Annotated in this window: 20 protein-coding genes and 2 tRNA genes; 18 read left to right on the forward strand and 4 right to left on the reverse strand. The window is 68.1% G+C overall.

Going from position 1 to position 21,804, the window contains the following annotated elements; genetic code table 11:
- Positions 1-3: 3 nt before the first annotated feature.
- The 5 genes from PIR02_16235 (at position 4) to PIR02_16255 (ending at position 5,012) form a co-directional block, all read left to right on the forward strand.
- A complete protein-coding gene (locus PIR02_16235; protein WZH36296.1) occupies positions 4-1,191 on the forward strand; it encodes a ferrochelatase in 1,188 nt (395 codons plus the stop codon).
- Positions 1,192-1,275: 84 nt separating this feature from the next.
- Positions 1,276-1,818 carry a ribose-5-phosphate isomerase gene (locus PIR02_16240; protein ID WZH36297.1) on the forward strand — a complete coding sequence of 181 codons (543 nt, stop codon included), beginning with the start codon at positions 1,276-1,278 and terminating at the stop codon, positions 1,816-1,818.
- A complete protein-coding gene (locus PIR02_16245) occupies positions 1,818-2,810 on the forward strand; it encodes an Fpg/Nei family DNA glycosylase (protein ID WZH36298.1) in 993 nt (330 codons plus the stop codon). The genes PIR02_16240 and PIR02_16245 overlap by 1 nt, the downstream gene beginning before the upstream one ends.
- Before the next feature lie 79 nt (positions 2,811-2,889).
- On the forward strand, positions 2,890-3,522 hold the full coding sequence (locus PIR02_16250; protein WZH36299.1) for an FMN-binding negative transcriptional regulator: 633 nt from the start codon (positions 2,890-2,892) through the stop codon (positions 3,520-3,522).
- Positions 3,519-5,012 (forward strand): amidohydrolase family protein, encoded by a 1,494-nt coding sequence (locus tag PIR02_16255; GenBank protein WZH36300.1) that lies wholly within the window; start codon positions 3,519-3,521, stop codon positions 5,010-5,012. Before PIR02_16250 ends, PIR02_16255 begins: the two co-directional genes overlap by 4 nt.
- Before the next feature lie 92 nt (positions 5,013-5,104).
- Here PIR02_16255 and PIR02_16260 read toward each other — a convergent pair whose 3' ends face one another.
- Positions 5,105-5,590 (reverse strand): DNA starvation/stationary phase protection protein, encoded by a 486-nt coding sequence (locus PIR02_16260; GenBank protein WZH36301.1) that lies wholly within the window; start codon positions 5,588-5,590, stop codon positions 5,105-5,107.
- A 178-nt stretch (positions 5,591-5,768) separates the two neighbouring features.
- Between PIR02_16260 and PIR02_16265 the strand changes: the two genes are divergently transcribed.
- Together PIR02_16265 and PIR02_16270 are read left to right on the forward strand one after the other, a co-directional pair.
- Complete coding sequence (locus PIR02_16265; protein ID WZH36302.1) at positions 5,769-6,464, forward strand: prolyl oligopeptidase family serine peptidase; 696 nt, start codon at positions 5,769-5,771, stop codon at positions 6,462-6,464.
- Positions 6,465-6,478: 14 nt separating this feature from the next.
- Entirely contained in the window at positions 6,479-7,039 is a 561-nt protein-coding gene (locus tag PIR02_16270; GenBank protein ID WZH36303.1) for a gamma carbonic anhydrase family protein, read from the forward strand.
- Between the two features lie 10 nt (positions 7,040-7,049).
- Here the strand turns inward: PIR02_16270 and PIR02_16275 are convergent, their stop codons facing one another.
- Positions 7,050-8,690 (reverse strand): glycosyl hydrolase, encoded by a 1,641-nt coding sequence (locus PIR02_16275; GenBank protein WZH36304.1) that lies wholly within the window; start codon positions 8,688-8,690, stop codon positions 7,050-7,052.
- 469 nt (positions 8,691-9,159) lie between these two features.
- On the opposite strand from PIR02_16275, the gene PIR02_16280 reads away from it, so the two are divergent.
- From PIR02_16280 to PIR02_16295, 4 genes are all read left to right on the forward strand, one after another.
- Complete coding sequence (locus tag PIR02_16280) at positions 9,160-10,368, forward strand: IS110 family transposase (GenBank protein WZH36305.1); 1,209 nt, start codon at positions 9,160-9,162, stop codon at positions 10,366-10,368.
- 258 nt (positions 10,369-10,626) lie between these two features.
- On the forward strand, positions 10,627-11,835 hold the full coding sequence (locus PIR02_16285; protein WZH36306.1) for an IS110 family transposase: 1,209 nt from the start codon (positions 10,627-10,629) through the stop codon (positions 11,833-11,835).
- 36 nt (positions 11,836-11,871) lie between these two features.
- Positions 11,872-12,219, forward strand: coding sequence for an SdpI family protein (locus PIR02_16290; GenBank protein WZH36307.1), 348 nt, complete (start codon positions 11,872-11,874; stop codon positions 12,217-12,219).
- 32 nt (positions 12,220-12,251) lie between these two features.
- Positions 12,252-12,647, forward strand: a complete 396-nt coding sequence (locus PIR02_16295; protein ID WZH36308.1) for a hypothetical protein — start codon at positions 12,252-12,254, stop codon at positions 12,645-12,647.
- Between the two features lie 12 nt (positions 12,648-12,659).
- Here PIR02_16295 and PIR02_16300 read toward each other — a convergent pair whose 3' ends face one another.
- Together PIR02_16300 and PIR02_16305 are read right to left on the reverse strand one after the other, a co-directional pair.
- The gene (locus tag PIR02_16300) at positions 12,660-15,440 is read right to left on the reverse strand and encodes a carboxypeptidase-like regulatory domain-containing protein (GenBank protein ID WZH39027.1); all 2,781 of its coding nucleotides are present in this window, start codon (positions 15,438-15,440) and stop codon (positions 12,660-12,662) included.
- A gap of 311 nt (positions 15,441-15,751) precedes the next feature.
- Positions 15,752-15,825 (reverse strand) — tRNA-Gly (locus PIR02_16305).
- Positions 15,826-16,015: 190 nt separating this feature from the next.
- Between PIR02_16305 and PIR02_16310 the strand changes: the two genes are divergently transcribed.
- The 7 genes from PIR02_16310 to PIR02_16340 all read left to right on the forward strand — a co-directional run bounded on the left by PIR02_16310 (position 16,016) and on the right by PIR02_16340 (position 21,801).
- Positions 16,016-16,089, forward strand: a tRNA-Pro gene (locus PIR02_16310).
- 72 nt (positions 16,090-16,161) lie between these two features.
- Positions 16,162-17,682: a trigger factor gene (gene tig / locus PIR02_16315; protein ID WZH36309.1), complete on the forward strand. Its 1,521-nt coding sequence runs from the start codon at positions 16,162-16,164 to the stop codon at positions 17,680-17,682.
- Between the two features lie 170 nt (positions 17,683-17,852).
- A complete protein-coding gene (locus PIR02_16320; protein WZH36310.1) occupies positions 17,853-18,341 on the forward strand; it encodes a tetratricopeptide repeat protein in 489 nt (162 codons plus the stop codon).
- 78 nt (positions 18,342-18,419) lie between these two features.
- Positions 18,420-19,004 carry an ATP-dependent Clp protease proteolytic subunit gene (locus PIR02_16325; GenBank protein WZH36311.1) on the forward strand — a complete coding sequence of 195 codons (585 nt, stop codon included), beginning with the start codon at positions 18,420-18,422 and terminating at the stop codon, positions 19,002-19,004.
- Between the two features lie 23 nt (positions 19,005-19,027).
- A complete protein-coding gene (locus tag PIR02_16330; protein WZH36312.1) occupies positions 19,028-19,690 on the forward strand; it encodes an ATP-dependent Clp protease proteolytic subunit in 663 nt (220 codons plus the stop codon).
- Between the two features lie 279 nt (positions 19,691-19,969).
- On the forward strand, positions 19,970-21,238 hold the full coding sequence (gene clpX, locus PIR02_16335) for an ATP-dependent Clp protease ATP-binding subunit ClpX (GenBank protein WZH36313.1): 1,269 nt from the start codon (positions 19,970-19,972) through the stop codon (positions 21,236-21,238).
- Positions 21,239-21,327: 89 nt separating this feature from the next.
- A complete protein-coding gene (locus PIR02_16340) occupies positions 21,328-21,801 on the forward strand; it encodes a hypothetical protein (protein ID WZH36314.1) in 474 nt (157 codons plus the stop codon).
- The last annotated feature ends 3 nt before the right edge of the window (positions 21,802-21,804 follow it).

Below are 21,804 nucleotides of genomic sequence, written 5' to 3' on the forward strand. Positions count from 1 at the left end.
ATCGTGAGCACGACCGACACGGATACCAGCCCTGAGACCGTCCTCTACGCGTCGCCCGCCGCGGCATCCGGACCCAGATGGGTCGAGACGCCCGTGGCGTACGACGGCATCCTCCTCGCCGGCTTCGGCGGCCCGGAGGGGCAGGACGACGTGATCCCGTTCCTTCGCAACGTCACCCGCGGACGAGGGATCCCCGACGAGCGTCTCGAAGAGGTCGCGCATCACTACCGGCACTTCGGCGGTGTGAGTCCGATCAACCAGCACAACCGCGAGCTCAAGGCTGCTCTCGAGGCGGAGATCGCCGCGCGCGGTCTGGGGCTGCCGGTGTACTGGGGAAATCGCAACTGGGCGCCGTATCTGGAAGAGGCCGTGACCGAGGCGGCCGAAGCCGGTCACACCACGCTCCTCGCCATCGCCACGAGCGCCTACAGCTCGTTCTCGAGCTGCCGGCAGTACCGCGAGGACTACGCCCGAGTGCTCGAGGCGACGGGGCTCGGAGAGACCGTCACGATCGACAAGGTCCGGCAGTTCTTCGACCACCCCGGTTTCGTCTCGGCCTTCGTCGACGGTGTAAAGGCTGCCGTGACGGAGTTCACATCCGACGGTGTCGCCGCGGAGAACATCCGTGTGCTGTTCTCGACGCACTCGATCCCGACCGCCGATGCGCAGCGCTCCGGTCCCCGCGATGCCGACTTCGGAGAGGGTGGCGCATACGAGGCTCAGCACAAGGCCGTCGCCGCCTTCGTCATGGCTGAGGTCGCCGCGGCCGTCGCCGACGTCGAGTGGGAGCTCGTCTACCAGTCGCGATCGGGCCCGCCGACGCAGCCCTGGCTCGAGCCCGACGTCAACGACGTGATCGCCGAGCTCCCCGGTCGCGGGGTCGAGGCCGTGGTGATTGTCCCGCTCGGCTTCGTCAGCGATCACATGGAGGTGCTCTGGGACCTCGACACCGAGGCGATGGAAGCGGCCGAAGAAGCCGGCATTCGCGCCGTGCGTACGCCGACGCCGGGTATCGACCCCGCGTACGTGTCGGGATTGATCGACCTCGTGGAGGAACGTCTGAAAGGAACTCCGCGGAGCGAGCGACCGCACGTGACCGACCTCGGCCCCTGGTACGACGTGTGCCGCCCGGGCTGCTGCGAGAACATCCGCGCCGGCTTCAAGCCGGTGGCCGCCGGACTCCGCCCCTGAGGTTCTCGGCGCGGCTCGCTCTTCGGGGCGGGCCGCGCCGTCATGTCCGCCCGAGATGTCGGCGGCCGTCAATAGGATGAGCGCATGCGTATCCACATCGGCACCGATCACGCCGGTCTCGAGTTCTCCACCCAGATCCAGCATCACCTCGCTTCCCAGGGGCACGAGGTCGTCGACCACGGTCCGATCGAGTACGACCCCCTGGACGACTACCCCGCGTTCTGCATCCGCGCCGCCCAGGCGGTCGTCCGTGATCAGGCGAGCGGCGTCGAGGCCCTCGGCGTCGTCTTCGGAGGCTCGGGAAACGGCGAGCAGATCGCGGCGAACAAGGTGCTCGGCGTGCGCGCGGCGCTCGTCTGGAGCATCGCGACCGCCGAACTCGCCCGCGAGCACAATGATGCGAACGTCATCGCCATCGGCGCCCGCCAGCACACCTTCGAGGAAGCCGCGTCCTTCATCGACCGGTTCATCGCGACCCCGTTCTCGGGAGAAGAGCGTCACGCGCGCCGCATCGCACAACTCGCCGCCTTCGAGCAGGACGGCGTTCTTCTGCCGGATCCGCGCGCAGGTCGAGACGAGAATCCGATGACCGACGCGAGCGACTCGTTCGATCCCGAGGCAGGCTGATGCCCGAGGGGCATTCTGTTCACCGGATCGCGCGGCAGTTCGATCGCAACATCGTCGGTCGCGTGGTCGCGGCGTCCAGTCCGCAGGGGCGGTTCGCCGAGGGAGCAGCCGTCATCGACGGGCGTGAAGCACTCGACGTCCGGGCGGTCGGCAAGCAGATGTTCCTCTTGTTCGACGGCGACGTCTGGCTCCGGGTGCACCTCGGCATGTACGGCGCGTGGGACTTCGCGGGCGAGATCGCGGTCGACGCGACCATCGCCTCGGCCAACGGACGCATGGGCCACACCAACCAGCGCGGCACGGTGATCGATGAGACACCGATTCTGGATGCCGCGGGCGAGAACTCACTGAGTTCGATCGGTGCTCCGCGGCGCGCCCGCGTGCGCATGTCGGAGCAGACCACCGGCCTCGACGAACAGACCGAATGGCCGCCACCGGTCGTGGGGGCCGTGCGCCTGCGCCTTCTCACCGACGCCACGTGTGCCGACCTGCGCGGCCCGACGGCGTGCGCGCTGCAGACGGCTGACGAGGTCGCCGCGACCATCGCGAAACTCGGACCCGACCCTCTCGTCGATGACGTCGCCGACGGCGAGAAACGCTTCGCCGCGACCGTCAGGAAAAAGCCGACCGCGATCGGTCTGCTGCTCATGGACCAGTCGGTCGTGAGCGGCATCGGCAATGTCTATCGCGCCGAGATCCTCTTCCGTGCTCGGCAGAACCCGCACACCCCCGGCCGCGACGTGCCCGAGGAGGTCGTGCGCGAGATGTGGCGCGACTGGGTTCGGCTGCTCTCGATCGGCGTCGAGACCGGCCAGATGATGACGATGGACGACCTCGATCCCGAGGCCTACCGCCGCGCCATGGCTCATCGCGATGACCGCCACTGGGTGTACCACCGCGCCGGTCTTCCCTGCCGGATCTGCGGGACGACGGTGCTGATGGAAGAGGCTGCCGGACGCAAGCTCTACTGGTGCCCGAACTGCCAGGCGTGAGGGAGGCTCGGCCGACCGGCGAGGCCGTGGACGCGCCGCGATGCCCCTGCCGCTGTCCCCGGCGATTTAGGCTGATCCGGTGCGCCAGAACCCCAGCTTCGCGATGACCGACGTCGGCGAGATCCGCCGTCTCATCGACCGTCACCCCTGGGTGACCCTTGTCAGTCAGAGCGATGACGGCCTCGTCGCCTCGCACTACGCCGTCATGCTCGACGACGAGCGCGACGACCTGACCATCGTGGGCCACGTCGGCAAACCCGATGACGCGATCCTCGGTCTCGGCGAGCGGGAGCTTCTCGTGGTCGTCCAGGGTCCGCACGGGTACATCACGCCCAGGTGGTATGGGGCGGTCCCCGCCGTCCCCACCTGGAACTTCGTGTCGGCGCACCTTTCCGGCGTCCCGGAATTGCTGAGCCCCGCCGAGAACCTGCGCGTTCTGGAACGTCTCGTCGAACGCTTCGAGGGCGACGGAGACGACGCGCGCGGCCTTTACACACTGCCGAACGACGCGGGCTTCGTCGAGCGTCTCGAGCGCGGCACCGTGGGCTTCCGCCTCACGCCCACGCGTGTGACCGCGAAGCGCAAGCTCAGCCAGAACAAGATGCCCGAGGTCGTCGAGACGATCATCGCCGGTCTGGCCGCGGAAGGCGGGGCCGGAGTCGACCTCGCCGCGGAGATGCGCCGCTCCGCCGACGCGAGGGTGCGGCCGTGATCGGCGAGACCGTGGGATTCATCCGCGGTGTGCGTGTGGCGGGACCGGGACGTGAACTCCTTCCGACGACCGAGCCGGTCGACCTCGTCATCACGGATGGACGCATCGCGGACATCGCCCCGACCGGCAATCTGCGACCCACCGGACTCGTCGCCGAGGGCGACGGCGGGTGGCTCCTGCCCGGACTGTGGGATCACCACGTCCATGTGCTGCAGTGGGCGTTGGCCGCCGATCGTGTGCCGCTCGGGGAGGTGGCCTCCGCGAGCGACGCCGCGGCCATCATGGCGCTCGCGCCCGAGACCGAGGGACGCCGCGTCGGTTCCGGTTTTCGAGACGGCCTGTGGCCGGATCGGCCGAGCGTGGAGCTCCTGGATGCCACGACAGGCGGTGTCCCGACCTACCTGATCAACGCCGACGTCCACAGTGTGTGGATGAACAGTGCGGCGTTCCGTCGCGAGGGCCTGGAAGTGACGGCATCCGGGATCGTTCGCGAAGAAGAGGCGTTCGAGATCTCTCGTCGCCTCAACGCGGTGGCCCCCGACATCGCCGACCGTGCCGTCGAACGCATGTCACGCACCGCCGCGGCTCGGGGAGTGGTCGGTCTCGTCGACCTCGACATGACCTGGAACGACGAACCGTGGCAGCGGCGCGTGGAGCGCGGATTCGACAGTCTCCGCATCTCGTACGGGACCTACCCGCAAGACCTCGATCGTGCCATCGCGGAGGGACTGCGGACGGGGGACCGGGTGCGCGGAGCCCATCACGACCTCGTGCGGGTCGGACCGCTCAAGGCCATCACGGACGGCTCTCTCGGCACGCGCACGGCGGCGTGCGCGCACCATTACGCGGGAGAGGTCGGCAATCACGGGCTCCTCACGATCGCTCCGGACGACCTCGTCGACATGATGACCCGCGCGACAGCAGCCGGACTGGAGTGCGCGATCCACGCGATCGGCGACGTCGCGAACGCCCACGCTCTCGACGCCTACGCGCTGACCGGAGCCGTCGGCACGATTGAGCACGCGCAGCTCGTCGCCCATGCTGATATCCCTCGTTTCGCCCGTCTGGGCGTCGCGGCCAGTGTGCAACCGGAGCACGCCCTCGACGACCGGGACATGACGGATGCCATCTGGGCCGAGCAGTCCGCTCAGCCCTACCCGTTGCGTGCGCTGGTCGACAGCGGGGCCAATGTCCGTTTCGGATCCGATGCTCCCGTCGCCCCCCTGGATCCCTGGGCGGCTCTGGCATCCGCCGTCTTCCGCACGCGAGACGGACGCGAGGCGTGGCACCCGCACGAACGTGTGGACATCGACACCGCCATCGCGGCATCCACCGCCGGGGGTTCGACGGCGCCGGCAGAGATCTCGCCCGGGGCGCTCGCGGATCTCGTGATCGTCGGGGCCGATCCGCGCGCCGCCGATGAGCGCAGCCTGCGCGCCATGCCGGTGCGGACCACGTTGCTCGCGGGGCGCGTGATACACGGCGTCTGAGGCGTCTCGCACCCTCACCCGGCGCACAAGCGCCCCCGGCAAACGACGACGGGGACGGTGCCGAAGCACCGTCCCCGTCGTCGAGATCCGTCTTACGCGGCGAGGTGCGCGAAGAGGAACCAGCGGTCCTTGTCGAGGCCGCGCTTGATCTCGATGGCCACGTCCTGGCTCGACATGTCGATCTCGTCGAGCCCCTCGATGGCTGCTTCGATGTCGACGAGGACGGCGTCGATGTCGGCGATGACGGCGCGGATCACGACGTCGGACGGCGCGAAGCCGGCGGGAACCTCGGTGGCCTTCGCCTTGGCCGCGACGGTCGACAGACGCGAGTCGATGGGCAGACCCAGGGCGACGATGCGCTCGGCGGCCAGGTCGGCCCAGTCCTGCGCGTGAGCGACGACCGAATCGAGCAGCTCGTGCACGCCGATGAAGTTCGAGCCACGAACGTGCCAGTGCGCCTGCTTCCCGTTGACGACGAGAGCCTCGAGGCCGATCACGACGGGGGAGAGGAACTGGGCGGTTCCGGCGGCCATGGTCGAGTCGACGGTGGTGGCGGCGGGGGTCTCTACGGTGCTCATATCTGCTCCTTCTCGCAGCGAACGACGTCTGTTGGATGCAACGCTACTCAGGCTCACGCATTCCGCAAGCAAGATGAGGCTCGGCTAAATCCCTGATGAATAGGCAATCCTCACCTGAGTTGCGCCCGCACGGCACCGCCATGGACCGGACCCCTCGGCGGCGTGTGAAGATCGAGGCATGCATGGTCGCCTCGCTCGCATCGACGCCTACGGCAGTCACCCCGACCAGTGGATGCGTATCGACGGAGACGTCTCGGCGGACGTCTGCGTCTGCTTCGTCCACGGTGGCTACTGGCGTCCCCGCTACACGGCCGAGCTCATGGAGCCGCTGACGAAACGGGTCGCCTCTCTCGACATGGCGGCGGTCAACATCGAGTACCGGCGCGAAGCGGACGCCGAGGCGATGCAGGCCGACGTGCGCACCGCGCTTCGTCGCGCCGCCGGCGCGTTCCCGCGTGCCTCGAGGGTCGTCGTGGGCCATTCCGCGGGCGGTCAGCTCGCGCTGGTGTCGGCCGACGAGGCCGACCTGATCATCGCCCTCGCCCCGGTGACGGATCTGAGGGGCGGCTACGCGGCCGGCATCGGATCGAACGCGGTGGCGGACCTGCTCGGGGGGTCACCGCTCGAGCACCCCGCGGCCTACGACACCGCGACACCGCGTCCCTCCGCGGTGCCGACCCTCCTCGTGCACGGCATAGACGACGACCGTGTCCCCGTGAGTCACTCCCGCAGCTTCGCGGACCTCGCCCGGCGGACGGAGGCCGCCGTGGACTACTTCGAGTTCGCTCAGCTCGACCACATGCTGCTCATCGACCCCGACGCCCCGCACTGGCCATCGGCCTGGGCGTGGATGCGGCAGCGCCTGAACGCGTGACGAAAGGCCCTCGCATGACCGTCGCCCACGACGCCACCATCCTCGCGCTTCCCGACGCGGCGCCCACCCTCCTCGACGACACGTTCGTGGCATCCGGAGCCCGCCTCGTCGGGGACGTGTCCCTGGGACCCGGCGCGAGCGTCTGGTACAACGCCGTCCTGCGCGGTGACGGCGCGGCGATCGTCATCGGTCCGCGCTCCAACGTGCAGGACAACGTGTCCATCCACGTCGACCGCGGGCGACCGACCATCATCGGCGCGGATGTCTCGGTCGGTCACAACGCCGTCGTCCACGGCTGCACGATCGGCGACGGCTCTCTCATCGGAATGGGAAGCGTCGTGCTGTCCGGCGCCCAGATCGGACCCGGATGTCTCGTCGCCGGTGGTGCCGTCGTGCTGGAGGGGACTGTGGTTCCGGAAGGCTCGCTGGTCGCGGGCGTTCCGGGAAAGGTGCGGCGTGCGCTCACTGCGGAGGAGCGAGAGGGCATCCGACGTAACGCCGAGACCTACCTGGGGCATGCGGCCCGCCACGCGGGCGCGGTTGCGGTTGCGGTCTCGGCCGACGGGGAGGAGTGAGGGGCACGCCTCAGCCGCGCACCGGCTGCTCGTCGACGAACACGGGCATCCCCCCGACCGGGAACACCGCGGATCCAGGCTTCAGGACCGCCAGAGTCTTCCCCGTCGTGGAGAGCACCTTCGTCTCGTGTCCGGCAGACGTTTCGAGGGGGACCGGGGTCGTGCTCGTGTCGGTGCTGGCGTACGGCTGGTTCTTCCAGAGAACGCGACGGACGTCACCGGCGTCGTTCGTGAACGTGTAGGCGGTGACGTCACCTCCGACGCGCGTGACAGAGGTGAAGTGGAAGCCGTCCAGCTGTCGCACGGTCGTGGCCATCGCGGCGGCGCCGACCTTGGGCTGGAACGCCGCGACGTTCTCGGCGGGCTGTCGGAAGAGTCCGAAGTTCGCCTCGGTCTCCTCGGGATTCGTGCCGTCGTCCACGGCGTCGTACCAAACGGTCTGTTCGACAGCCGGGAGCGACTTGAGAGTCACGAATATCTGAACCAGACCCCCGGCCGCCTGGTCTTCGTTCAGCACACGGCTGACGTTGCCGAGCGGGGGAGTCACGGTCGTGTTCGTCAATCCGACTTCGCTGACGATGAGCGGCTTGGAGCGCCCGTTGTTGTGGTTGCGAATGATCGTGTCGAGACGCCGGATGCCGTTGCGGAGATCGGCGACGTCCGAGGCATAGCCGTGAGCGGAGATCATGTCGGCGTACTTCAGGCCGCCCGCTTCGGCGAAATCGGTGAACCAATCGGTGGGGATGCCATGGGTGTTCCCCGCGACGATCTTGACGTCGGGATGCTCGGCCTTCACGCCCTGGTACACGGCCTTGACGAGGGTGGCGTAACACGCGCCCGTCTGACAATCGCTGGTGTTGCGGCGCTCGCGGTTGAACTCGTTCCACACCTCGACCTTGTCGATGGTCGGATTCGCGTCCAGTACGCCGTTGATGTACTTCACGAACGCGGCTCGTGCCTCATCCGTCGTCGGGGGCGTCATGGGGCCGTCCATGTCGCCCGGATAGGCGCGCGGATTTCCGTAGCTGGCGACGAACAGCATGTGCATGTCGTTCGTCTTGGCGGCTGATGTGAGATCGGTCGCGAAATCGGGGATCGTGATCTCGCCCGCTGTGCGCTCGACGCTCGTCCAGGTGGTCTCGTCACGGAACTGCCGGATGCCGAGACCGGTTACCAAGGGCATGGTCTTCGCGAGCGGCCAGGTCGATGCGGCGAAGGTCTGCTTCCCCCAGTGCGTCGCCACCGAGAAGAACGACTCCGAAGTCTTCGGCATCTGCCCTGTGACCACGAAGTCCGCCTCGAGGGGACCGCGTCCGTCATCGACGGTGAAGGTGTAGAAGCCCGGTTCCCGCACTGCCGGGTCGATCTGGGCGGAGGCGGACGGGGCGGTGGTACCGGAGTCCACGAGGCCGCCGGAGTCATCACGCACGGACCAGTTCAGATCGCCGCGCGCGTTGTCGACGGTGAGGTCGACCGTTTGTGGCGAGGCGAACAGAAGGGAGGGACTGGTGAGCTGTAGAGGAGCAGCAGCCGGGTCGGGGGCGTAGCGGTCGCCGCCGAACGGGGCGCCAGAGCCGAGGACGACGATGCCTGCCACCAACGCCAGGGTGAGAGTCATGCCGATCGCGGCGAGACCCGCCTTGCTCTTCACCAGCGCTCCTCCCGCACGTCCATCGCGCCCCACCGTATTGGGGTTGCCTTGTGTGGATGCTGAACGGCTGATGCGCTCCGGTATCCCGGGCGCGTCGGTCGCCTCGCGCCGTGAGGGCCGTCGGGCACGATGTCGTAGCCTCGGGAGGGAGTTCGTCTCCGAACTGTGCGCCAGACGCGCCGCCCCGTTGCGCCGCGCAGGCCGGACGCGCTCCACGAACATCCCTACCCCCGTTACTTTTTCCGTGATCCGCTCGGCGGCATGCTGAGTGGTGGCAGCCTGCCGGGCCCGGTATGGCTCTCTGCCCCCTGTCACCCATGATCTGGGGGGTGTTGTCGCCGGGCCTGGTCGGCGGTGTGTGATCGCTGATAGGAGCTCGACCCGCCAGCTGGCGAGGCCGTCCGTAACGTGGATGCCGAGGCATGCCGCCCCTCCGGTTGCCGTTCGCACGACAGAACGGAGGAGCACAATGACCACAGCCATCGCCGGCTACGACACCATCGCGGTGTTCGTCGGGCTGGACGTCGGCAAGAGCGAGCACCATGCCGTCGCCCTCGACCGCGCTGGGAAACACCTGCTGGATCGGGCGCTGCCGCAGGACGAGACCCGGCTGCGGCAGATCATCGCTGACCTCGCGGAGCACGGACCTGTGTTGCTGGTCGTCGACCAGCCAGCCACCGTCGGCGCCCTGCCTGTCGCAGTCGCCCAAGCCGCGGGCGCGACCGTCGGCTACCTGCCGGGGCTGGCGATGCGGCGCATCGCCGACCTGCACCCTGGAGAGGCGAAGACCGACGCGAGGGACGCGGCCATTATCGCCGAGACCGCCCGCACCATGCCCCACACGCTCCGCTCCATCGCCATCGCGGACGAGCAGGTAGCGGAACTGACGATGCTCTGCGGCTTCGACGACGACCTCGCCGGGCAAATCACCCAGGTCAGCAACCGCATCCGCGGGCTGCTCACCCAGATCCATCCCACCCTCGAACGCGTCATCGGGCCACGCCTGGATCACCCCGCGATGCTCGCCCTCCTACGCAAGCACCCCTCTCCAGACGCCCTGCGCACCGCTGGCGTGAAGCGCCTCGGGAACCTGCTCCTGAAGCACGCACCCCGCAAAGGACGGGTTTGGGCGGAGGAGATCGCCGCCGCACTCGCACAGCAGACAGTGACCGTCACCGGCACGAACGCCGCAGCTCTCGTCCTGCCGCGACTGGCAGAGCAACTCCAGACGCTTCGCACCCAGCGCGACCAGATCGCCGCCGAGGTCGAACGCCTGGTCGAGGCGCACCCTCTTCACCCCGTCCTGACGAGCATGCCGGGAGTCGGCGTCAGGACGGCAGCCAGACTCCTCACCGAAGTCGCAGGGAAGACCTTCCCCACCGCCGGGCACCTCGCCGCCTACGCCGGCCTCGCACCCGTCACACGACGATCCGGCACCTCCATCCGCGGCGAACACCCCTCCAGGCGCGGCAACAAAATCCTCAAACGCGCCCTGTTCCTCTCCGCCTTCGCGGCGCTCCGCGACCCCGACTCTCGCGCCTACTACGACCGCAAAATCGCCCAAGGCAAACGACACAACCAAGCCCTCATAGCCCTCGCCCGACGACGCTCCGACGTCCTCTACGCCATGCTCCGCGACGGCACCCTCTACCAACCCCGACTACCCCTCGCAGCTTGACAAAGGACATAGGAGCACCCCGTTACTTTTTCCGTGATCCGCTCGGCGGCATGCTGAGTGGTGGCAGCCTGCCGGGCCCGGTATGGCTCTCTGCCCCCTGTCACCCATGATCTGGGGGGTGTTGTCGCCGGGCCTGGTCGGCGGTGTGTGATCGCTGATAGGAGCTCGACCCGCCAGCTGGCGAGGCCGTCCGTAACGTGGATGCCGAGGCATGCCGCCCCTCCGGTTGCCGTTCGCACGACAGAACGGAGGAGCACAATGACCACAGCCATCGCCGGCTACGACACCATCGCGGTGTTCGTCGGGCTGGACGTCGGCAAGAGCGAGCACCATGCCGTCGCCCTCGACCGCGCTGGGAAACACCTGCTGGATCGGGCGCTGCCGCAGGACGAGACCCGGCTGCGGCAGATCATCGCTGACCTCGCGGAGCACGGACCTGTGTTGCTGGTCGTCGACCAGCCAGCCACCGTCGGCGCCCTGCCTGTCGCAGTCGCCCAAGCCGCGGGCGCGACCGTCGGCTACCTGCCGGGGCTGGCGATGCGGCGCATCGCCGACCTGCACCCTGGAGAGGCGAAGACCGACGCGAGGGACGCGGCCATTATCGCCGAGACCGCCCGCACCATGCCCCACACGCTCCGCTCCATCGCCATCGCGGACGAGCAGGTAGCGGAACTGACGATGCTCTGCGGCTTCGACGACGACCTCGCCGGGCAAATCACCCAGGTCAGCAACCGCATCCGCGGGCTGCTCACCCAGATCCATCCCACCCTCGAACGCGTCATCGGGCCACGCCTGGATCACCCCGCGATGCTCGCCCTCCTACGCAAGCACCCCTCTCCAGACGCCCTGCGCACCGCTGGCGTGAAGCGCCTCGGGAACCTGCTCCTGAAGCACGCACCCCGCAAAGGACGGGTTTGGGCGGAGGAGATCGCCGCCGCACTCGCACAGCAGACAGTGACCGTCACCGGCACGAACGCCGCAGCTCTCGTCCTGCCGCGACTGGCAGAGCAACTCCAGACGCTTCGCACCCAGCGCGACCAGATCGCCGCCGAGGTCGAACGCCTGGTCGAGGCGCACCCTCTTCACCCCGTCCTGACGAGCATGCCGGGAGTCGGCGTCAGGACGGCAGCCAGACTCCTCACCGAAGTCGCAGGGAAGACCTTCCCCACCGCCGGGCACCTCGCCGCCTACGCCGGCCTCGCACCCGTCACACGACGATCCGGCACCTCCATCCGCGGCGAACACCCCTCCAGGCGCGGCAACAAAATCCTCAAACGCGCCCTGTTCCTCTCCGCCTTCGCGGCGCTCCGCGACCCCGACTCTCGCGCCTACTACGACCGCAAAATCGCCCAAGGCAAACGACACAACCAAGCCCTCATAGCCCTCGCCCGACGACGCTCCGACGTCCTCTACGCCATGCTCCGCGACGGCACCCTCTACCAACCCCGACTACCCCTCGCAGCTTGACAAAGGACATAGGAGCACCCCCCCCGGAGAACCTCGATGATCATCGCCATCAGTACCGCCGTTCCCCTTCTCGCCGCGGGCGTCCTCGTGCTGTGGACGGCCTACCGCGCGCACAGACAACTCCTCCCGATGAACTTCTGGATCGGCATCCGCACGACGGCGACCCTGCGCTCGACAGAAGCGTGGCGTCTCGGGCATGCCGCAGCGGCTGTCCCTGTCGCGGTCGGCGGGCTCGGGCTCGTGGTCGCGTCCGCGGCGGCGGTCCTCGCCGGCGAAGACGGTGCCATCTACGCGGCCATGGCGGGATGCGCGTGGATCGTCGTCTGGCTCGTCGTCGGATCTGCCGCAGCGGACAAAGCCGCGCGCCGGGCCGCTCAGGAATGAACGAGGAGCCGGATCCCCGCTCGCGTCAGACCGTGACGGCGTCCACCCGCCACCGACGTGTCGGAGTTCGTCTCGCGCTGCCCGCGCTGGTCGTGGCAGCTCTCGCGTACGGCCTCTTCGTCGGCTACCTGTTCGTGATGGCGGAGGAGGGCGACCACCCATCGGCATCCCGAGTGTCGTTGCCGGCGGGGGCACGCGTCCTCTCCGAGGACGTGTCGTGTGGCAGTGGCGGCTGTGCCACGCAGCTCATCGTTCTCCCGCCCGCGGGGATGACCCCCGAAGAACTCGCGAACGCCATGGGCGCAACGCCTCAGCTGCGGGTCCCCGGGTCATTCTTCGACCCGCGCACCGTGAACGTGATGGCGTGGCCGAAGCAGGGCACGCTCGGACTCACTCTGGACTACTTCTCCCAGGAGTACGTGCCCTAGGCACCGGGCCGGTCAGAACAGGGAACGTGCCGTCGCCGTCGCGAGGGCGACGTCGACACGCTTGAGCTGCTGGTTGTACGCAAGAGCGATATTGGTTGCCCGGGCGTAATCGGGCTTGTCATTCCACCACTCGCTCTTGAGCGTCGCTGACGACGGGATGTACTTGACGCGATACGTGCCAGGGGGGAGTCCGGTCACGCGGTAACCGCCCTGTGCGTTCGTCGTCCTGTTCCACACGACTCCGGTCGTCACGTTGTGCACCGACACCGTCACGGTCGTGCTCTTCCAGGTCGCGGACGACGGGAGGGTCACGGTGCCGGAAATGGATGCTGCACGCGTCAGCGTCGTGTCGATACCGGCGACCTTCTGTCCGGGCGCGACGGACACGACTTTCGCGGCGGAGAACACGTAGCCCTTGTCGTACCACTTGTCGACCATTTCGCCCGCGTCCGACGAATCGAACAGCACGCGGAAATCACCCGCCGCCACGTTCTCGAACGAGAAGAAGTTGCCGTTGTAGGCGTCACGAACGCTGGTCTTCGCGACCACGCGCTGCTGCGCGTCATACAGATAGACGGTCACGGAGGTCGGGTACCCACCAGCAGGGACCGTCACCTGGCCGGAAATCGATCCCGTGCCCACCATCGTCTGGGTCAGCTTCTGGTCTGAGCCCCCTCCTGCATAGATCGCATTGCTCAGCTGCACGTCGCGGAGGCCGGACTCCGGTCTCGCCGCATACGAGACCGAGTAGGAACCGGGAGTCAGGCCGGCCAAACGAAACGACCCATCCGCTGCGGCCGTCGTGCTGAGCTCGACCATCTCATCGCTCGGCAACTGTCCGTATGCCGCCGTGCGAGCAGTGACTGTGACCGTCGACGCACCGCCGATCGTGCCCGCCGGGACCGTCACCACCCCGCTGATCGACGCGGTCTTCTGCGCACGGAAGACCAACCCTGTGACGTCTCGTCCGGAACTGAGATTGACGATCGACGCATTCGAGCGGACCTGCCCCGCGGAGTACCACGTGCTCGCCAGTCCCGTCGAGGCTTCCGCGTTCACTCGAAGGTGGTATCCGCGAGCCTGGAGCCCGGTGAACGCGAACTCACCCGACGGCCCGACAGGCACCGTCGTCACCGCCGGCCCCGTATTCCACCCCTCGAACACACTGACGGACACGCCCGACGACGGCAGCACCGTTCCGGACGGAGCCGCGAGCCGGCCCGAGATCGACCACCCTGAGGAAGGCGGAGGAGTGGGCGACGGCGCCGGACCCGTCGTCGACGCGAGCGCGACATCGACGCGTTTGAGTTGCTGGGTGTAGGCCAGGGCGATGTTCGTCGCACGGGCATAATCCGGCTTGTCGTTCCACCACTCGCCCTTGAGCGTCGCGGCCGAAGGCGTGTATTCGATTCGGTAGGTGCCGGGAGGTAGCCCCGTCACGCGGTAGCCGCCCGTCGAGTTGGTGCTTCTCGTCCACACGGCCCCACTGCTGACGCTGTGTACGGTCACCTTCACCGTGGTGTCTTTCCACGACACCGTCGACGGTAAGGTGACCGTCCCGGAGATGGATGCCGCGCGCGTCAACGTCGTGTCGATGCCCGTGACCTTCTGACCTGGGGCTACGGTGACGACTTTGGCCGCCGAGAAGACATAACCCTTGTCGTACCACTTGTCGACCATCTCGCCCGTGTCCAGGGAGTCGAACAGCACTCGGAAGTCGCCGGCCGGGACGTTGTCGAACCGGTAGTAGTTCGCCCCGTAGTCGTCGATGATGCCCGCCCTGGCAACCACCTTCTGGTGGGCGTCGTAGAGATAGACGGTGACGGAAGGGAGGGAGTCGTTCTGCGGAACCGTCACACGACCCGTGATCGACCCGCTACCCTTCATGGTCGTGGTGAGCTTGCTTTCCGTTCCCGGCCCCAGCCACACATAGCGAGTGCGGTCCACGATGTCGATCAGACCGGACTCGGGGCGCGCGGTGTAGGCCACGTAGTAGTTGCCGGGGACGAGGTTCGTGACTCTGAACGACCCATCCGCGGCGGGGGTCACCGACACATCGACGGGCTGATCGTTGGGGCCGGGTTCAGAGGAGGTCCGAACGGTCACGGTCACCGTCGAGACCCCGCCGATCGTGCCCACGGGGACGGTCACCACACCGGCGATCGATGCGGTCTTCCTCATCTGGAACACCAGTCCCGAGGCGTCATTTCCCGAAGACAGATTGACGAGCTTCGCCTGTGATCGGAGCTGTGCCGCGGGGTACCACGCGCCGGCGAATCCCGACGACGCATCGACGTCCATACGGACGTGATACCCACGGGCCTGAAGCCCGGTGAAGGTGAACGCGCCCGACGAGTCGACAGCGACCGTCTTCACAGCTGCGTTCGTGTTCCACCCCTCGAACACGCTCACCGATACACCTGAGCTCGGCCATGTCGTGCCGGAGGGCGCGACGACCCGCCCCGAGATGGACAACCCCGTCGAGGCCGACGGCGTAGCCGACGGAGGCGGCGACGCAACGCTCGGCGTCGGTGCCGGCGTCGGTGCCGGTGTCGAGACGGCCTTGGGTGCGGGCGGGGCCGATGTCGTCGGCGAGATCGCCGGGGACGGGGTGACGACCGGCGCTGAGGACACGCCGGGAGACGGCGTGGTCGTCGAGGTGGGAGTCGCCACCGACGGCGCAGGAGCGGGCGTGCTCGGCGCGGGAGCGGGCGTGCTCGGCGCGGGAGCGGGCGTGCTCGGCGCGGGCGACGGCGTCGTCGGCGCGCTCGCAAGCGATTCGGTCGCGGCCATGGCTGCACCGGGCGCGCCAGTGAAGAGCGTCGCGACGACCACGGTCGTCAACGCAACGGACAGAAGAGTGCGCACGCGCGCACGGACGGTTGTCACCGCAGGCCCCCCTGGGATCGCACGCAGCCACCTCGTCGAGGCACCCGGTGGCCATGCGAACCTCGACTTACTTGTACCACGCGGGCCCCGCGGCGTCCACGCGTCGGAAAGCGTCCACGCGTCGGAAAGCGTCCACGCGTCGGAAAGCGTCCACGCGTCGGAAAGCGTCCACGCGTCGGAAAGCGATGGGGGAGATCACGCTCGGGAGGAAGAAGTGGAGGGGATGACGGGAATCGAACCCGCACCATCAGTTTGGAAGACTGAGGCTCTACCATTGAGCTACATCCCCGCGGCGGCGAACCGCAGCGTCGACAACTCTACTTCACCACGAGGGATGCCACGAACACGATGCCGTTTCGGCCGGTTCGCGCCCCGCACCCCGGCGTGCCGAGCGATCAATCCCTGTCGCACCGGCCCCCGCGGCGCGATCGACTAGACTCTCAGGGGTCGTTTCGTCGAACGCGCACCGCGCGTCGCCCCGGGGCGTAGCTCAGCTTGGTAGAGCGCCCGCTTTGGGAGCGGGAGGCCGCAGGTTCAAATCCTGTCGCCCCGACGTGACGGCCCCCAGACCACAGGCCTAGCCGGCCCCCGCGTGCGCGCGGGCCACACAAGGAGAACACACCGCATGGTCAACAGCACCGTCGAGAAGCTCAGCCCGACCCGGGTCAAGCTCCACATCACGGTCTCGCCCGACGAGCTCAAGCCGAGCATCGCGCACGCCTACGAGCACATCGCCCGCGACGTGCAGATCCCGGGCTTCCGCAAGGGCAAGGTCCCCGCTCCCATCATCGATCAGCGCATGGGTCGCGGTGCGGTCATCGAGCACGCCGTCAACGAGGGTCTCGACGGGTTCTACCGCGAGGCCGTCGAGGCACAGGAGCTTCGCGTGATCGGGCGCCCCAACGCCGAGATCGTCGAGCTGCCCGACCTCAAGGACTTCTCGGGCGACCTGATCGTCGACGTCGAGGTCGACGTGCGTCCGGAGTTCGACCTGCCGTCGTACGACTCGATCACGGTGACGGTCGACGCGGTCGAGGCCGACGAGGCCGGCATCGACGCCGAACTCGACCGCCTGCGCGCGCGCTTCGGCACGCTCGTCACGGTCGACCGTCCCGCTTCGACGGGCGACTTCGTCGAGCTCGACCTGGTCGCCACCATCGACGGCGCCGAGATCGACCGCGCCGAGGGCGTCTCGTACGAGGTCGGCTCGGGCGAGCTGCTCGAGGGCATCGATGAGGCCATCGAGTCCCTCACCGCTGATGAGCAGACCACCTTCCGGTCCACGCTCGTCGGTGGCGACCACGCCGGTGAAGAGGCCGAGGTCTCCGTCACCATCACCGCGGTCAAGGAGCGCGAGCTTCCCGAAGCCGACGACGATTTCGCCCAGATGGCATCCGAGTTCGACACCATCGGCGAGCTCCGCGAGTCGCTCAGCGAGCGCGTTTCGCAGCAGGCCGTCTTCACGCAGGGCTCGGCCGCGCGTGACAAGTTCATCGACGCCCTCCTCGAGGCCGTCGAGATCCCCGTGCCGCCGCAGCTCATCGAAGACGAGGTGCACAACCACCTCGAAGGTGAGAACCGTCTCGAGGACGACGTGCACCGCGCCGAGGTCACCGAGGCGAGCGAGAAGCAGTTCCGCACGCAGATGGTGCTCGACAAGATCGCCGAGGACGCTGACGTGCAGGTCTCGCAGGACGAGCTCACGCAGTACCTGATCCAGTCCGCCGCGCAGTACAACATGGCGCCGCAGGACTTCGTCAACGCGCTCCAGCAGGGCAACCAGCTGCCCGCGCTCGTCGGTGAGGTCGCGCGCAACAAGGCTCTCGCCATCGCGCTCGGCAAGGTCACCGTCGTCGACACCAACGGCAAGCCGGTTGATCTGACCGGTTTCGTCGCCGTCGAGGGCGAAGAAGTGTCCGCTGAGGACGAGGTCGTCGAAGAGGCCCAGGAGCTCGCTGACGCCGCGGCCGACGCCGATGCCGTCATCGAGGCCGAAGAGGCGCCCGCCCCCAAGAAGCGTGCGCCCGCGAAGAAGAAGGCCGCGGAGGCGCCCGCCGCTGACGAGGCCCCCGCCGAGGAAGCCCCCGCGAAGGCTCCGGCCAAGAAGCGTGCCCCGGCCAAGAAGAAGGCCGCGGACAGCGAGTAAGTCGTGATGAGGGGGCGGATGCCGAGGCATCCGCCCCCTTTCGCGTTCGCGAGCGCCGCTCTGACGATTGAGTGTCCAAAACACCCGGAGAGTTTTTCGAGTCGCCCGGGTGTTTTGGACACTGAGCGGCGCGTGCGGGGCGCACTGAGAATGGAGAGAGGCAGGAACACATGGACGACTGGCAGAACAGAGTGGATGCCGTGTGGGCCGACGACGCGCTGACGCCCGACGAAGTGATCGCCCGCATTGACGCGCTGGCGGGGGAGCGGCACGCGGACGACGCGCTCGCGCTGTTCGAGCGCGCCGGGGCGCGCGACTCGGCCGGGATCGAGGACGAGGCCGAGGAGCTGTACCGCCGCGCTCTCGAGATCGGCCTGGACGATGAGCAGCGCACGCGCGCGACGATCCAGCTCGCCAGCACCATCCGCAACCTCGGCAAGACCGAGGAGGCGCTCGCGCTGCTGCGAGCGGAGTACGACCGCGAACCACGCGGACCGCTGCACGACGCGGCGGCCGCGTTCTATGCTCTCGCACTCGTGTCGAACGGGGAGCCCGAGCGTGCGGCGTCCGTCGCCCTCGAAGCCCTCGCACCGCACCTGCCGCGCTATACCCGGTCGGTGACCGGATACGCGCGAGAAATCGCCGACGAGTCGCCCTGATCCGCCCGCGGCGAACACGGCATCCCGCCCCGGAACGCGCCGGTAGATTCGTTGCAGATCACCGGAAGAGGAGCACTAATGCCCGAACCCCTTATGGCAACGAGCGTCTTCGACAGGCTGCTGAAGGACCGCATCATCTGGCTCGGTTCGGAGGTGCGCGACGAGAACGCGAACGAGATCTGCGCGAAGATCCTCCTGCTCGCCGCAGAAGACCCGCAGAAGGACATCTACCTCTACATCAACTCGCCCGGCGGCTCGATCACGGCCGGCATGGCGATCTACGACACGATGCAGTTCGTGCCGAACGACATCGTCACCGTCGGTATCGGCATGGCGGCGTCGATGGGCCAGCTGCTGTTGACCAGTGGCACCAAGGGCAAGCGCTACATCACGCCCAACGCGCGCGTGCTGCTGCACCAGCCGCACGGCGGGTTCGGCGGAACGTCGAGCGACATCCAGACGCAGGCGCAGCTCATCCTCGACATGAAGCGCCGTCTGGCCGAGATCACCGCCGCGCAGACCGGCAAGACCGTCGAGCAGATCAACGAGGACGGTGACCGCGACCGCTGGTTCACGGCCCAGCAGGCGTTGGAGTACGGCTTCGTCGACCACATGCGTGAGCACGCCACCGACGTCACCGGCGGCGGCGGAACCGCGGCCTGAGTCGAGAGGAAAAGGACACCGATATGAACATCCCCACCTTCGGCGGCGCCGCGTCGCACATGCCCTCGAGCCGCTACGTTCTTCCTCAGTTCGAGGAGCGCACGGCCTACGGCTACAAGCGCCAAGACCCGTACAACAAGCTGTTCGAAGACCGCGTGATCTTCCTCGGCGTGCAGGTCGACGACGCCTCGGCCGACGACGTCATGGCCCAGCTGCTCGTGCTCGAGTCGCAGGACCCCGACCGCGACATCATCATGTACATCAACTCGCCCGGCGGCTCGTTCACGGCCATGACGGCGATCTACGACACGATGCAGTACGTCTCGCCGCAGATCCAGACGGTCGTGCTCGGGCAGGCCGCCTCGGCGGCATCCGTCCTGCTCGCCGCCGGCGCCCCCGGCAAGCGTCTCGCGCTTCCGAACGCCCGCATCCTGATCCACCAGCCCGCGATGGGTGAGGCCGGTCACGGGCAGGCGTCCGACATCGAGATCCAGGCAGCCGAGATCCTGCGCATGCGCACCTGGCTCGAAGAGACCATGGCGCGTCACACCGGCCAGGACGCGGCGAAGGTCAATAAGGACATCGATCGCGACAAGATCCTCTCGGCCCAGGAAGCCCTGGAGTACGGCATCGTCGACCAGGTCCTCACCACGCGAAAGCGCACCCCGGCGGCTCTCACCGCTTGAGGCGCCGCACGGCACGACGCCCCGCAGACCCGTTTCGGTCTGCGGGGCGTCTTCTTGTGCGCCGAGCGCTCCGTGCGGCACCGCAGGTGCCCCGCGGACGGCCGTTCGCGGGACGACTCCGGCCGCCGTACGTCGGCGTCGCGGACGGAGAGCGCGCGGGACTTCGCTCTGGGCGATCAGGATCCCGCTCGCGCGCGCAAATGCCCTCGGTTCGCACGGGCACGGGTTAGGCTCGGTGGCACACAGGCGTGTGGGCGCCGGGTGACGAGGAGGAACAGCATGGCACGCATCGGGGAAAGCGCCGATCTGTTCAAATGCTCCTTCTGCGGCAAGAGCCAGAAGCAGGTGCAACAGCTGATCGCCGGTCCCGGCGTGTACATCTGCGATGAATGCGTCGAGCTCTGCAACGAGATCATCGAAGAGCGCATGGCCGAGTCGTCGGCGGGCGAGGTCGCGGAGTTCGACCTCCCGAAGCCGCGCGAGATCTTCTCCTTCCTGGAGGAGTACGTGGTCGGCCAGGAGCCGGCCAAGCGTGCCCTCGCCGTCGCCGTCTACAACCACTACAAGCGGGTGCGTTCGCACGGCACGCTGCAGACCGCCGAGGCGCGCGCGGAAGAGATCGACATCGCCAAGAGCAACATCCTGTTGCTCGGCCCCACGGGCTGCGGCAAGACCTACCTCGCGCAGACGCTCGCGAAGCGACTGAACGTGCCCTTCGCGGTGGCGGATGCCACGGCCCTCACCGAGGCGGGGTACGTCGGTGAAGACGTCGAGAACATCCTCCTGAAGCTTCTGCAGGCGGCCGATTTCGACGTCAAGCGCGCCGAGACAGGGATCATCTACATCGACGAGGTCGACAAGATTGCCCGCAAGGCCGAGAACCCCTCCATCACCCGCGACGTGTCGGGGGAGGGCGTGCAGCAGGCGCTTCTGAAGATCCTCGAGGGGACGGTCGCCTCCGTCCCGCCGCAGGGCGGGCGCAAGCACCCGCACCAGGAGTTCATCCAGATCGACACGACGAACGTCCTGTTCATCGTGGCCGGTGCCTTCGCCGGCCTGGAGGAGATCATCTCCGCGCGCGTGGGCAAGCACGGCGTCGGATTCGGGGCTCCGCTGCACCGCAAGGAAGATGCGCCCGACCTGTTCAGCGAGGCGCTTCCCGAAGATCTGCACAAGTTCGGCCTGATCCCGGAGTTCATCGGTCGTCTGCCGGTCGTGGCGTCCGTCTCGCCCCTCGATCAGGATGCGCTGATGGAGATCTTGACGGCGCCTCGCAACGCCCTCGTCAAGCAGTACCAGCGCATGTTCGAGCTCGACGGCGTGCAGCTGGAGTTCGACGAAGACGCCCTCCGAGCGATCGCCGACCTCGCCGTGGCGCGCAAGACCGGCGCCCGCGGCCTCCGGGCGATCCTCGAAGACGTGCTCGGCCCGATCATGTTCGACGTGCCCTCGGCCGACGACATCGCCAAGGTCGTGATCACGCGCGCGGCGGTCGAAGACGGCGCGCAGCCGACGATCGTCCTGGCGCAGAAGCGCCGCAGCGCCTGAGCCCCGTGCCCGGGTGGCGGGGACGAGGAGCGGAACTCCGCGTCCGTCCCTTCTCGGTCGGCGGCCTCGCGCGTGGCGCTCGTCTGATCGTGCGCGAGACGCCGGACGTCGCTCTGGCGCACGTGGTGAATGCCCTGCGGGAGGAGCGTTTCGATCTCGGCGACGATCGCATCGCCCGTGCGCTCCGGCAGCGCGGGTCGGAGTGGGTGGCGCAGGACGTCCGAATCGGGCACCCCGATCCGGCGTGGAACACCGGATTCGTGGATGCCATGCTCTCGGACACCGTTCTGACAGTCGTCCCCGGTCTCTGGCGCCGCGCCACACCGACCGTCGTCGTCGCGAGCGCACGAGCGCACGAGGACGGTGCAGAGGTCGTCGTCTTCTCGCACCCGACCGTTCGCGGATGGACATCATCCAACGATGCCGCTCCGCTGCTCACCGCAGCTCTCGACCGGGTGGACGCCACCGGCCGCGTCGTATCGCGGACCAAGATGCACGGCATCCCGAACGATGGGGCGCCGGCGTCTCAGGCCTTCGTGCGCGAGGTCCTCGGCTGGCGGTAGGGA

The sequence above is a fragment of the Microbacterium enclense genome, from assembly GCA_038182865.1.
Classification (GTDB): domain Bacteria; phylum Actinomycetota; class Actinomycetes; order Actinomycetales; family Microbacteriaceae; genus Microbacterium; species Microbacterium enclense_B.